Origin of the sequence: Streptomyces sp. NPDC057002, from assembly GCF_042673825.1 — a bacterium.
Taxonomy (GTDB): domain Bacteria; phylum Actinomycetota; class Actinomycetes; order Streptomycetales; family Streptomycetaceae; genus Streptomyces.
Window position 1 is genome coordinate 189,410 of sequence record NZ_JBHURZ010000001.1, and the last position, 12,697, is coordinate 202,106.

Consider the following 12,697-nt stretch of genomic DNA (forward strand, 5'->3'; position numbering starts at 1 on the left):
TCCGGACGGCGAGAGCCGTTCCGCCTGCCGCCTCAGTACTGTGACTTCGCCTGACCGCCACCGAGATCGAGATCACCGCAGATCTGGTTCGCGACCTGCTGCGGGAGCAACATCCAGCTCGTCAGGGGTACACATGGCACGGTCGCTGACGATCCGTGGCATCCATGGTGTACGGCCGGGCCCAGATCGAGCAGGCCGTCCGTCGAGTGATGCGGCATCAAGCCAAAGTCACGTCGGCCGTCTTCCGGGATTGGCACCCCGCCCATATCCTCGGGCGCCGATGTTACCGACGGTAAGGGGTGGCGATGAGCGGCACCACGCGAAGAAACTTCCTGGGCACGGCCGCGGCCGCCGGCGGTGGGGTCGCTCTTGCAACCCCCCAGCGGGCTTCGGCCGAGAGCGGTGCGGCAGTGCGGACCGTGGCCGTGCTGGGCGGGGGTGTCGCCGGGCTCACTGCCGCTCACGAACTCGCCGAGCGCGGCTTCCGGGTCACGGTCTACGAACGCAAGGCACTGGGCGGCAAGGCCCGCAGCATGGACGTACCGGACAGCGGCACGGGCGGCCGCAGACCCCTGCCGGGAGAGCACGGCTTCCGCTTCATCCCCGGCATTTATCACAACCTGCCCCACACGATGCGGCGCATCCCGTTCCCCGGCAACCCCAACGGTGTCCACGACAACCTCGTCGCCCCCAAGGAGATGCTGTTCGCCCGGTCGGGCGGCCGTGAGGACATCCGGCTCCCGCTGCCCGGGCATGGCGACGCCCCGGCCGAACTCACCCCCGACGAGATCCGGCGCTCCCTCACCGCGGTGCTGGACACGGCCTTCAATCTCCCCCTCCACGAGGCCCTCTACTTCGCCAACCGCTTCCTGGTCTTCCTCACCAGCTGCGACGAGCGCCGCGACGACGTATGGGAGCGGACGCCGTGGTGGGAGTTCGTACGGGCCGGACAGATGTCCGACGACTACCAGCGGATCCTCGCCGTCGGCATCACCCGCAACATCGTGGCCACCAAGGCGGAGGAGGCCAGCACCCGTACGGTCGGCACCCTGATGGAGGCCTTCGTCTTCAACCTCCTCGGGCGGGGCGCGGACGGACCGCTGGACCGGATCCTCAACGCGCCCACCAACGAGGCCTGGATCGACCCGTGGGTGACGTATCTGAGGTCACTCGGCGTCGAGTTCCGCGTCGGCTGGACCGTACGGGACCTGACCCTGGGCTCGGGTGTGATCACCGGAGCTGTCGTGGAGGACCCGGAAGGCGCGCGCCGGACCGTCACCGCCGACCACTACATTTCGGCGATGCCGGTCGAGCACGCCCGCCGTACCTGGAACTCCGCCGTACGCTCTGCCGACCCCCAACTGGCCGAGTGCGACCGGCTGGAGACGGACTGGATGACGGGCATTCAGTTCTATCTGACCGAACGTACGCCGATCCTGCACGGCCACCTCAACCTCATCGACTCCCCGTGGTCGCTGACCGCGATCGCCCAGGCCCAGCACTGGCCGGGCCACGACTTCCCCGCCGACTTCGGCGACGGCACGGTCGCGGACTGCCTGTCCGTGGACGTCTCCGAGTGGGACCGCCCGGGCATCCTGTACGGCAAGACGGCCAAGCAGTGCACCCGTGCCGAAGTCGCCCGCGAGGTCTGGGCGCAGTTGAAGGCCGCGCTCAACGACAGCGGCCGTACGGTACTGAAGGACTCCGTGCTGCACTCCTGGTTCCTCGATCCGGCCGTGGACGGACTGGGCACCCCGAACCCGGTCAACGAGGAGCAGCTGCTCATCCATCCGGTGGGGACCTTCCATCACCGCCCGCGGTCGGCCACGAAGATCCCCAACCTCTTCCTGGCCGGCGACTTCGTGGCCGTGCCCATCGATCTCGCCACCATGGAGGGCGCCAACTCCTCGGCCCGGCAGGCCGTCAACGCCCTGCTGGAACAGATCGGGTCGACCGCAGAGCGGTGCACCGTGACCCCCTTGTACCGGGCCCCGGAGCTGGAGGGACTCAAGCGGCACGACCGCACTCGCTACCGCCTCCGGCTGCCGAATCTCTTCGACGTCGGCTGAATTCCCTCCGCGTCCCACCGAGGACGTGTCGGAGAGAGTCGTTTCAGAGCCAGCGCTTCTTGCGGAAGACCAGGTAGACGAGGGTGACCAGGGCCGCGGTGGTGATCAGGATCGTCGGGTAGCCGAACAGCCGTCGCAGCTCGGGCATGTGGTCGAAGTTCATGCCGTAGACGGCCGCTATGGCGACGGGGATGGCGATCAGGGCGGCGGCCGCGCTGATGCGGCGCACGTCGTGGTTCTGCTGGACGCTCGTCTGCGCGAGGGCCATGGTCAGGGCGTTGTCGACGAGTTCGGTGAGCACGGTGACCCGTTCCGCGGCCTGGGCTAGGTGGTCGGCGACGTCACGGAAGTACGCGGCCAGCTCCCGGTCGACGCCCGGGACGCGGCGCTCGGCGAGATCGGCCAAGGGCTGGGCGAGCGGCGCGACGGTGCGACGCAGTTCGAGGAGCTCGCGTTTGAGCTGGTAGACGCGGCCGACGTCGTGTCTGGCGTCCGGGGAGAAGGCGTCGAACTCGACCTGGTCGACGTCCCCCTCCAGGGCGGCGACGACGTCGAGGTACTGGTCGACGACCGTGTCCGCGATCGCGTGCAGCACCGCGACCGGGCCGTGGGCCAGACGCCCGGGGTCGGCTTCCAGGCCGGTGCGGACACCGCTCAGATGCCGGGCGGGGTCGTGGCGTACGACGACGATGAAGTCGCGGCCGACGAAGGCCATGATCTCGCCGGTGCCGACGATGTCGGTGGTGGGCGTCAGCTCCTCGTGTTCGAGGTAGACCGCGGTGCGCAGGACGAGGAAGAGGGTGTCGTCGTAGCGCTCCAGCTTGGGTCGCTGGTGGGCGTTGAGGGCGTCCTCGACGGCGAGCGGGTGCAGGCCGAAGGCCCGGGCGACGATCTGGAGCTGGTCGGCGGTCGGGGCGTGCAGGCCGATCCAGACGAATCCGCCGGGGGTGGTGCGGGTGACGTCCATGGCCTCGTCCAAGGGCAGGCGTCCGGGCCTGCGGCGCCCGTACTCGTACAGGGCACAGTCGACGACGGGGATCTCTTGCCGAGGCGTGTCGTGGGCCGTCATGGCTCACCTCCTTGCGGGACGCGGGTGTCGCGCGTGCCGCGATTACCACCTTTGCACGGAAGCGTGAGCAGCGTCCTGCGAAGAGGAGCGGGCGGCGGGGCAGGGCGGTCGCCGGCCCCTCGCGCTGCCGGCTGCTGTGGGCGCTGAATGAGAGCGAGCTGCCGGTCAGCGGGCTGGTCACCTCCGGGCAGGCCCGGGGACACACTCCCGCGCCCGCCGATCAGCCGGGGCGCGTACCGCACCCCGTACTGCGCCGGCCGGGGGTTGTCGATCATGCCACCGTCGACGGCCACGAAGGTGTGGCCGCCGGTGCGCTTGACGGACGGGACGTGGTAAGGCGCGATGCCCGCCGGGGAGGCGATGGCCCGGCCCGGCTCGATGGTGGTGCGGGGATGTGTACCGGGGATCTCCGGTGACGCTATGCCCGGCTCGCGGGGTGCTCCGACCCTTCATGACGGGACGCTGACGGCGACGGCGATGGCGATGGCGATGGCGATCGGGCCGATGCTGACGGATCCCTGACGCCAGGTGCCGGGGCCTGGGAGCACGCCGTTCCGGGCGGGCCGACGGCAAGCGGCTGGGCCGCGTACGTGATGCGGACGACGCCGTCTTCGTGTCGCTCCGTCCTGCCCAGTACGCCGAAGACGCCGCGCAGGACGTCCGGGGTCAGGATCTCCAGTACGGGTCCGGCCGCCACCACCTCGCCCTCGTGGAGGACGACGAGGTGGTCGCAGAGCCGGGCGGCGAGGTCGAGGTCGTGCAGAACCGCCAGGGTGGTGATCCCGGTGCTGCGGATCAGGTCAAGGAGTTCGAAACGGGCGCGGATGTCGAGGTGGTTGGTGAGTTCGTCCAGGACCAGGAGCTGCGGGCGCTGGGCGAGAGCGCGGGCCAGGAGGACGCGTTGGCGTTCGCCGCCGGAGAGGGTGGCGTAGTCGCGGTCCGCGAAGGGGGCGACGCCGCAGCGGTCGACCGCCTCCGCCACGGCCCGGCGGTCCTCGGTGCCGTCCCGGCCCATGAGGCCGTGGTGGGGTGTGCGGCCCAGGGCGACGATCTCGGTCACGGTCAGGCCGGTGGTGGTGCCGGCGTCCTGGAGCACGGCTGCCGTGCGGCGGGCGGCGGTGCGCGCGGACAGCCCCCAGACGTCGTCGTCCCCCACCCTGACCACGCCGTCGGCCGGGCGCAGTGAGCGGTAGACCGTGCGGAGCAGGGTGGACTTGCCGCTGCCGTTGGGCCCCACGAGCCCGACGATGTCGCCCTTGGCTGCCTCCAGGTTCACCTCACGGAGGATCGGTTTGCGGTCCAGGGTGATGTGGAGGTTGTCCACGGTCAGTTTCATACGGTGTCCAAGCCCTTGTCGCGGCGCAGCAGCCAGAGGAAGAACGGGGCTCCGAGCAGGGCGGTGAGGATGCCCAGCGGCAGTTCGTTGGGGCGGTTGACGGTCCGGGAGAGCAGGTCCACGACCACCAGGTAGACGGCTCCGAGGAGTGCGGTCAGGGGCAGCAGCCTGCGGTGGTCGGCGCCCACGGTGAGGCGGACCAGGTGGGGGATCATCAGGCCGACGAAGCCGATGCCGCCGGCGACGGCGATGACGGTTCCGGTGAGCAGCGCGCTGATGACCAGCAGGACGGCGCGCAGCCGGTTGACGTCCACACCGAGCGCGGTGGCGGACTCGTCGCCGGCCAGCAGGGCGTTGAGCCGCCGTCCGAACAGGGTCAGTACGACGGTGCTCGACAGGACCACGACCGTGACGGTGGGCAGTTGGTCCCACTGGGCGCCCGCGACGCTGCCCAGCATCCAGAACATCACCGTCCGCAACTCGGTGGGTGTGGCCAGCAGTTGGACGAAGCTGGTCATCGACAGCAGGACGTAGCCGACCGCGACTCCGGCCAGGACCAGGCGGGTGGGGGCCAGGCGTCCCCGCCGTTGTCCGAGCGCGAAGACCAGGGCCCCGGCCGCCAGGGCTCCGACGAACGCGGCACCCGACACCCCGAGGCCGGCCAGCCCGCCGAGTGCGACGCCGCCGAGGGTGATGACCAGTACGGCCCCGAGCGAGGCGCCGTAGGAGAAGCCCAGGACGATCGGGTCGGCGAGCGGGTTGGCGACCAGGGTCTGGAGGACCGCCCCGGCGATGGCGAGGCCCGCGCCGACCAGGGCGGCCAGGGCGACGCGGGGGGCCCGGAAGCTCCAGACGATCTGGTCCGTCGCCGGGTCGGCGGTGGCTCCCTGCCCGGTGACGTGGTGCAGGAGGATCCGCCACACGTCGGCCACCGGGATGTTGACCGCCCCGATGCTCACCGCCACCACCATGACGGCGACGAGGACGACCAGCAGGACGCCCACGGCGAGGGACAGCCGCAGGCCGTTCAGACCTTGTCGGGGTGCAGCATCCCGGCGATCTTCTCCACGGCCAGGTCGTTGCTCGGGCCGAGGTACATCGAGTCCGACAGCGCCACGTACTTCTTGTTCTTCGCGGCCGGCCACTGGGGGAACTCCTTCAGCAGTTTCTCGGCGTAGGCCGCCGGGTCCGGGTCGTTGTAGCCGATGACGACGAGGGCGTCGACGTCGGTGGCGGCCACCTTCTCCTTGCTCAGATCGGCGAAGGAGGTCTTGGAGGCGTCCTCGAAGGCGTTGGAGCCGCCGGCTCGGGCGAGGATGTCGTTGTAGATGCCCTTGGCGACGACCGAGCTGAAGTCGTTGCCGCCCATCGCCATGTTGGAGAACAGGACCATGACCCTGGGCTTCTTTTCCCCCTTCACCTTGGCGGAGACGGCGGCGATGCTCTTCTCCGAGGCGGCGATCAGCTTCTCGGCCCGGTCGCTCTTGCCGAAGATCTTGCCCATGTCGCGCAGCAGCGTGTAGCTGTCGGCGATGGTCATCTTGGAGGTGTCCTGGTCGCAGCCCTGCGGGGAGACATAGGTGTTGGCTCCGACCTGCCCCAGCTGCTCGCGGGTGGCGAAGCCGTTCTTCTCGTCGAAGCCGTAGGAGGTCGTGGAGAGCACCAGGTCGGGGCGCAGACCGATCATCGCCTCACGCGGAATGTCGTAGGCGTCGTTGAGCTTGACGTCGCCGTTGGGCAGTGCCTTGATCGCCTTGGCGCGGCCGGGGACCTCGGACATGCCGTAGCTCTGCTGATTGGCGACGATCTTGTCGCCGAGGCCCAGGGCGAGCAGGGTGGAGACCTCGGCGACCGAGGCTCCGTTCATGACGACGACGCGGCCGGGCGCCTTGGTGAACTTCTGAGACACCCCGCAGCTGTCGAGGGTCACGGGGTAGCCGGACCGCACGGCGGCCGCATCGCCGTCTGTGGCGCCGTCCTTGTCCGTCGAGGCGTCGGCGCATGCCGTGGTGATGAGGCAGAGGGCACCGGCCAGGGCGACGGCGACCGGCCGTTTCGTCGACATGCTTGCTCCTTGTTGCGGGCTGTTCGTGAGCTGTGGTGGGTTCCGGTGCAGTAGTCGGGGGGCTGAGCCTCGGAGTTCCCGACGAGGTCAACTACTTTGTTGAGAAACGGAGTTGGCCTTGCTTACGGACAGGCGTGGGCAGCGCTCCGGTGTCGACGCAGTGGTCGAGGTAGCGGAAGACGAGGTCCCGGTCGACGGACGCGCAGGTGATGCCGCTGCCGTGCAAACCGTTCACGACGTTGTCCGCGCGGACACGCCCCAGGCGCAGGTCGGGCTCGGTGTCCCAGGAGTCGAAGAAGGCGAGCGTCGTCGCCGCCGCGCCGGACGTACGGGGGAGCTCGGCCCGCCACTGGTCCAGCGGCATGCGCCGCAGGGAGTAGCCGTATTCCTCCAGCCAGTCGTAGACATCGCTCATCCGCACGGGGGCGCTGTGGGCATGGTTGAACACCCTTGCCACCGAATGGGGTTGACCGAGGCAGAGGTGGATCAGGGCCTTCGCGACGTGGTCGACCGGTGTCCAGACCTCCTCCTCGAACAGGTCGGGCACCATGCCCGCCGGAACCCCCGCGCGCAACACGCTCCACAGAAAGTCCCGCTCGTTCACGTAGCCGGTGGCGGACGGGCCGACGACGCGGCCCAGCCGGTGCACGGTGACCGGCAGACCCCGCTCGGCGGCCTGTTCGAGCAAGCGCTCGGCCGCCCACTTGGACTGCTGGTAGCCGTAGCGCAGTCCCGGGTGGGGCGGCAGGAACTCCTCCGGTACTTCGGGGCTGAGGGCGAGGGGCGGGGCGACGGAGAGGGTGGAGATGAAGTGCAGGGGGGCCGACCGTACGGCCGCCATGCGCAACAGGTCCTTCGTGGACTGAGTGTTGGCGGCGCGGAGGGTGGCGTACTCGCGCATGATGCTGACGGTCGCCGCGTTGTGGAGGATCGCCCCGCAGGTGCGGGCGAGTTCGCTGAACGTCTCTTCGTCCACGCCGAGTCGGGGGCGGGCCAGGTCCGCGCACACCGCCGTGATGCGCTTCTTCGCTGTGTCGGGGAGGTGGATTCGGTGGGTCTCCAGGGCCTGGTGAAGGCGGGCGGTGGCCTCGGCGGCGCTCGGGGCGCGGACCGTGCAGACGACCTCCGCGTCGGTGCCGGTGAGGAGTTCGGCCAGCAGATGTACGCCGACGAAGCCGGTGGCGCCGGTGAGCAGGACCCTGTCCGGTGTGCCGTCCGTCCGAGGGCCGTCGCCGGGCCGGATGTCCGGATCGAGGACGGTGTCGGTGAGCAAGGCCGACGGAAGACCTGCGGCGGTTGACCGCCCCTCCTGCCCCTCCAGGTACCGGGCCAGCCCGGCCGGGGTCGGATGCTGGAACAGCCAGGCCACCTTCACCTCCCGGCGCAGTGCGACGCCGAGCCGGTTGGCGACCTGGATGGCTTGGAGCGACTGGGCGCCGAGGTCGAAGACGTCGTCCTGCGCGGACACGGCGGCCACGCCGAGCATGTGCTGCCAGACGGCGGCGATGGTGCGCTCCAGCGAGCTGTGGGCCACCGCCACCGCCACCTTTACCGCCGGCTGCTCGCCGGGCGTGGCAAGCGCCTTCCTGTCGATCTTCCCCGAACTCGTCCGGGGCAGGCGGTCCAGGAACTCGACGGCCGACGGGATCATCGCGGCGGGCAGCACCGCCCGGAGCCGGTCCCGGATCAAGGCCACGGCCGGTGCGGGCCCGTCCGGGACGACGTACGCGCTCAGCCGCCGAGTTCCGTCGCCCAGCACCTGCCCGACGACAACGGCGTCGCGGACTCCCGGATGGGTCACCAGGACACGCTCGACCTCGGCCGGGTGCACCCGGTGTCCGCTGATCTTGAACTCGGCGTCCGCGCGGCCCAGATGGCGCAGCTGCCCGTCGTCGCCGATCCGCACCAGGTCACCGGTGCGGTAGGCGCGGGGTGCCCCGGGGAGTCGGTCGAGCGGGGCGAAATGGGAGGCGTCCGGGGCCGGTTCTCCTCGGTAGCCGAGGGCCAGGTTGTCGCCCAGGAGGTGCAGTTCGCCGTCGACGACCGCGGCCCGAGTGCCGGGCAGCGGCAGCCCGATGGGAACGTCCCCCGGGACGAGCGAGGGGTCGTGCAGGTCGGCGACGGTGGCGACCACCGTGGCCTCCGTCGGGCCGTAGCTGTTCAGCAGCCGGATCGACGTCCCCACGGCCTCGCGCCAGCCGTCGACCCGTGCGGGCAGGGCCGGCTCCCCGCCGATGACGACGGTGCGTACCTCGGCCGGCAGGGTCGCGGCGCCGGTCGAGACGGCGTAGGCCAGTTCGTGCCAGTACGCCGTCGGCAGGTCGAGGAAGCTGATCCGCAGCCGGGCGCAGGCGTCCAGGAACCCGGGGACCGACTCGGTCATGTCGCCGGTGCGGACCACGAGGGTGGCGCCCGCGCAGAGGGTGAGGAAGAGCTCCTCGACGCTGGTGTCGAAGTGGAGCGGGGCGAACTGCAGGACACGGTCTCCGCGGTGGAGGCCGTAGCGGTGGGTGGCGCCGGACACGAAGTGTGCCAGGGCACGGTGGCCGATCTCCACGCCCTTGGGGCGGCCGGTGGAGCCCGAGGTGTGGATGACGTAGGCGAGGCCGTCCAGCGTCGGTGTCGGTGTCGTCGGCGAGGCGGCCGGGGACTCGGGTTCCGGCTGGTCGAGTCGCAGAACCGTCCGGTCCGTGAAATCGCCGGCGTGGGCGCCGGATGTCACCACGAGCGCGGGACGGGCATCGTCCAGCAGCTCGGCCCGTCGCTCCGGGGGTGCCGTCGGATCGAGCGGGCAGTAGGCCGCTCCGGACAGCAGGACACCCAGGACGGCGGTGACGGCCTCGATGCCGCGCGGCAGGGCGACGGCCACCAGGTCACCGCGGCCGACCCCGCGAGCGGACAGGCGGCCGGCGAGCGCGTGTGCCGAGTCGAGGAGTTGCGCGTAGGTGATGCCGCGCCCGTCATGCTCCACGGCGACGGAACCACCGCTCCGGGCCGCGTGGTCGGCGATCAAGGCGAGGACCGGACGCGCCGGGCCGGGCAGCGGTCCTCCGTCCAGGACCTGGACCGCTTCGCGCGCACGCGGCTCCGCGAGCGGCCGGTCGGGGGCGGCGACGGCTTCTTCGAGCAGGGAGAGCAGCCCCTCCTGGAACGTGGTGACGTCCGCCTCGTCGTAGAGGCCGGGGTTGGCGTCCACGGCGATGCGCAGGCATCCGCCCTCGGAGCGGTCGTAGACGTTGACGGACAGGTCGTCGACGGGGCCGGCGGAGACGTTGTGGACCGTGCTGCGGTGTCCGGCGAACCGCAGGTCGTATGCGAAGGGCATGATGTTGACGCCCGGCCCGGACAGCCGGCGCTGTCCGCCGACGAGTCCGAGGTCGCGTCGCAGGTGTTCGTAGCGGTAGCGCTGGTGGGGCAGTCCGGAGCGGAGTCCGGCGGAGACCCGGGCTGCGAGGTCGCGCAGGCTGTCCGAGGGGGTGACGGTGACGCGCAGGGGCAGGATGTTGCGCACCATGCAGGGGACGCGCAGCGAGACGGAGCCGAGCCGTCCCATCGCCGGCAGGCTGAGGACGATCTCCGGGGCTCCGGTCGTGTGGTGCAGGTGGGCCGCGGTGACGGCCAGCAGGATTTCGGACCAGGTGACCTCGAGGTCGCGGGCGACGGCACGCAGGGACCCGGCGTCGAGGTCGGTCACCCGGCGGTGGAAGGTGCGCGCGGGCAGGGCCGTGCGGCCGGCGGGTGTGGCCACGGGCGGCTTGTCCGCGTAGCGGTCCGTCCAGTAGGCGCGGTCCTGGGCGAATCGGGGTGACTCGCGGTACGTCCGCTCCTCGTCCCGTACCGAGGCCAGGGTGCCGAAGCCGCTGTCCTCGACCGGCTCGCCCGCCGCCAGGGCCGTGTAGACCTGTGCGACCCGGCGGGCGACCAGTGACAGGCCGAAGCCGTCGAGGGCGATGTGGTGGACGCGGTGGTACCAGAGGTACTCCTCCTGGTCGATGCGGAGCAGGGCGTGGCCGAAGAGGGGGCCGCGCGTCAGGTCGACGGGACGGGCCATGTCCTGGTCCATCCAGGCCAGCGCCGCCGCGTGCGGGTCGGGTTCGGTGGTGAGGTCCGCCATGTGCGGGCGCCAGCCGGTGGCCGGGGCGTCGATCTGCCAGGGGCGGCCCTGGTCGTCGGCGACGAAGGCGACGTTCAGGGCCTCCGTCTCCGCGACCACGTGGTGCAGCGCCGCGTCGAAGGCGGACGTGTCCATTGGTCCGTGGATGTGCGCGTACTCGGCGGTGTTGTAGGCGGGACTGTCCGCGTCGAGCTGCTGGCCCGTCCAGATGCCTTCCTGGGCGGGCAGCAACGGGTGGTGCACCGCTGTCACGTGGTTCCTCCCCGGGGTACGGAGAGCAGCTGCCACCACTGGGCGAAGGAGGTGCACTCGGCGAGGTCGACGAAGGTCACGTCCACGCCGGTCTCCCGCCACCGTTCGAGGAGGGTGACGACGCGCAGGGAGTCCAGTCCCGCGTGGAAGGGGTTCTCGTCGAGGTCGACTTCGTCGGGCCGCTGGTGCAGGAACTCCGCAAGGTCGGCGCGGAAGCCCTCCAGCGTGAGGGGAGCGGGCATGTCGTTCTCTCTCGATGGGCCGTGGTGGCCGGTCAGTTGACCTTGCGTACGGAGTCGCCCCAGAAGCGGTCGCGCAGTTCCCGGCGCAGGATCTTGCCGCTGGGGTTGCGCGGGACGCTGTCGATGAACTCGTAGCGGGCGGGCAGCTTGAAGCTCGCCAGCCGCGGGACGAGGAGGGCGTGCAGGTCCCGGGGCCTGGGCTGTTGCCCGGTCGTGGGGACGACGAAGGCGTGCACATACTCGCCCCAGCGTTCGTCGGGAGCGCCGACGACGACCGCCTCGGCGACTGAGGGGTGGCTTTCCAGGACGTTCTCGATCTCGGCGGGGTAGACGTTCTCTCCGGCGACGAGGACGGCGTCCTTGATCCGGTCGCGGATGAAGAGGCAGCCGTCCTCGTCGACGTATCCGGCGTCCCCGGTGTGGATCCAGCCGTCGACGAGGGTCTCGGCGGTCTTGTCGGGCAGTCCCCAGTACTCGACCATGTGCGCGGGCGTGGCCAGGCAGACCTCCCCGAGGGCGCCCGGCGGCAGTTCGCGGCCCTCCCCGTCGATCACCTTGGTGCGGACTCCCGGGTAGGGGCGGCCCGCGGCCTGCATGAGGGGGCTGCCGGGGACGTGGGCGGCCGGGGGCAGGCAGACGGCGGTGTTGCCGGTCTCGGTCAGGCCGTAGATCTGGGCGAACTCGCAGTCGAGGACGGCGAGGCTCTCCTCCAGCAGGGCCTCGGAGATCGGGGAGCCGCCGTAGACCGTCTTGCGCAGGGTGGTGAAGTCCTCGGCGCCGACGCCGGGTTCCGTCAGCATCATGCGGAGCATGGCGGGCACGACGCAGGCGGTGGTGATGCGGAGGTCGCGGATCAGGTCGACGGCTTGGCGGGCGGCGAAGGCACGCATCGCGACGACCGTGGTGCCCGCGTTGAAGTTCTGTGTGGCCCACCACAGTCCGCCGATGTGGAATCCGGGGATGCCGATCAGGGCGATGTCGCCGGGCCGCCAGTCGATCCAGTCAAGCCCCTCGCTCGCCAGGGCGTCTCGGATCGCGAAGAAGCTGCGGTGGGCGAGGACGACGCCCTTGGGCAGTCCGGTGGTGCCGCTGGTGTAGAGCTGGGCGACGGGGGTGTCGGGGGTGGCCTCGAACTCCGTGTCATGGTGCGGGTGCGGTGCGCGCCATTCTTCCAAGGAGCCCAGGTGTACGACGGTTTCGGGCTCCGTCCCGACGGCCGCCGCGAACTCCTCCTCCACGAACAGCAGCCGGGTGCCGGAGTCCCGGAGGATGTGGCTGACCTCGGGTGCGGTGAGCCGCCAGTTGACCGGGACGAGGACGGTGCCGCTCTTGGCGCAGCCGAAGAGGATCTCGTAGTAGTGCTCGGACTCCTTGCCGAGGTAGGCGACCCGGTCACCGGGGGTGAGCCCGGCGGCGCGCAGGGCATGGGCGACGCGGTTGCTCTCGCGGTGGAGGCCGGCGTAGGTCAGGCTGCGGCCCTCGCAGAGCACCGCCGGGTGGTCCGGTTGGCGCTCGGCGTGGTGCCGGGTGGTATGGACGAGCGTCATCAT

8 protein-coding genes and 1 pseudogene are annotated in these 12,697 nt (G+C 70.8%); 1 reads left to right on the forward strand and 8 read right to left on the reverse strand.

The features are described 5' to 3' along the window. The first annotated feature begins 305 nt into the window (after positions 1 to 305). Complete coding sequence (locus ACFT32_RS00930; protein WP_382484267.1) at positions 306 to 2,069, forward strand: FAD-dependent oxidoreductase; 1,764 nt, start codon at positions 306 to 308, stop codon at positions 2,067 to 2,069. 43 nt (positions 2,070 to 2,112) lie between these two features. On the opposite strand, the gene ACFT32_RS00935 is transcribed toward ACFT32_RS00930, so the two are convergent. From ACFT32_RS00935 to ACFT32_RS00970, 8 genes and pseudogenes are all read right to left on the reverse strand, one after another. Beyond that, on the reverse strand, positions 2,113 to 3,138 hold the full coding sequence (locus ACFT32_RS00935; protein ID WP_382484269.1) for a magnesium and cobalt transport protein CorA: 1,026 nt from the start codon (positions 3,136 to 3,138) through the stop codon (positions 2,113 to 2,115). Between the two features lie 194 nt (positions 3,139 to 3,332). Further along, positions 3,333 to 3,533, reverse strand: a pseudogene (locus tag ACFT32_RS00940) (diaminopimelate decarboxylase); the annotation flags it as partial. A gap of 23 nt (positions 3,534 to 3,556) precedes the next feature. Next, a complete protein-coding gene (locus tag ACFT32_RS00945) occupies positions 3,557 to 4,474 on the reverse strand; it encodes an ABC transporter ATP-binding protein (RefSeq protein ID WP_382484271.1) in 918 nt (305 codons plus the stop codon). Next, positions 4,471 to 5,445, reverse strand: coding sequence for a FecCD family ABC transporter permease (locus tag ACFT32_RS00950; RefSeq protein ID WP_382486989.1), 975 nt, complete (start codon positions 5,443 to 5,445; stop codon positions 4,471 to 4,473). Before ACFT32_RS00950 ends, ACFT32_RS00945 begins: the two co-directional genes overlap by 4 nt. A 56-nt stretch (positions 5,446 to 5,501) precedes the next feature. Beyond that, positions 5,502 to 6,539, reverse strand: coding sequence for an ABC transporter substrate-binding protein (locus ACFT32_RS00955; protein WP_382484274.1), 1,038 nt, complete (start codon positions 6,537 to 6,539; stop codon positions 5,502 to 5,504). Between the two features lie 91 nt (positions 6,540 to 6,630). Next, a complete protein-coding gene (locus tag ACFT32_RS00960; RefSeq protein ID WP_382484276.1) occupies positions 6,631 to 10,905 on the reverse strand; it encodes an amino acid adenylation domain-containing protein in 4,275 nt (1,424 codons plus the stop codon). Further along, a complete protein-coding gene (locus ACFT32_RS00965; protein ID WP_382484279.1) occupies positions 10,902 to 11,147 on the reverse strand; it encodes a phosphopantetheine-binding protein in 246 nt (81 codons plus the stop codon). Before ACFT32_RS00965 ends, ACFT32_RS00960 begins: the two co-directional genes overlap by 4 nt. Before the next feature lie 32 nt (positions 11,148 to 11,179). After that, the gene (locus ACFT32_RS00970) at positions 11,180 to 12,697 is read right to left on the reverse strand and encodes a long-chain-fatty-acid--CoA ligase (RefSeq protein WP_382484282.1); all 1,518 of its coding nucleotides are present in this window, start codon (positions 12,695 to 12,697) and stop codon (positions 11,180 to 11,182) included.

Bases quoted from the DNA above. Each gene is read 5' to 3' on its own strand.
- ACFT32_RS00955 (WP_382484274.1), bottom strand. From the start codon at position 6,539: ATGTCGACGAAACGGCCGGTCGCCGTCGCCCTGGCCGGTGCCCTCTGC.
- ACFT32_RS00970 (WP_382484282.1), bottom strand. From the start codon at position 12,697: ATGATGACGCTCGTCCATACCACCCGGCACCACGCCGAGCGCCAACCG.
- ACFT32_RS00930 (WP_382484267.1), top strand. From the start codon at position 306: ATGAGCGGCACCACGCGAAGAAACTTCCTGGGCACGGCCGCGGCCGCC.
- ACFT32_RS00965 (WP_382484279.1), bottom strand. From the start codon at position 11,147: ATGCCCGCTCCCCTCACGCTGGAGGGCTTCCGCGCCGACCTTGCGGAG.
- ACFT32_RS00945 (WP_382484271.1), bottom strand. From the start codon at position 4,474: ATGAAACTGACCGTGGACAACCTCCACATCACCCTGGACCGCAAACCG.
- ACFT32_RS00935 (WP_382484269.1), bottom strand. From the start codon at position 3,138: ATGACGGCCCACGACACGCCTCGGCAAGAGATCCCCGTCGTCGACTGT.
- ACFT32_RS00950 (WP_382486989.1), bottom strand. From the start codon at position 5,445: ATGGTGGTGGCGGTGAGCATCGGGGCGGTCAACATCCCGGTGGCCGAC.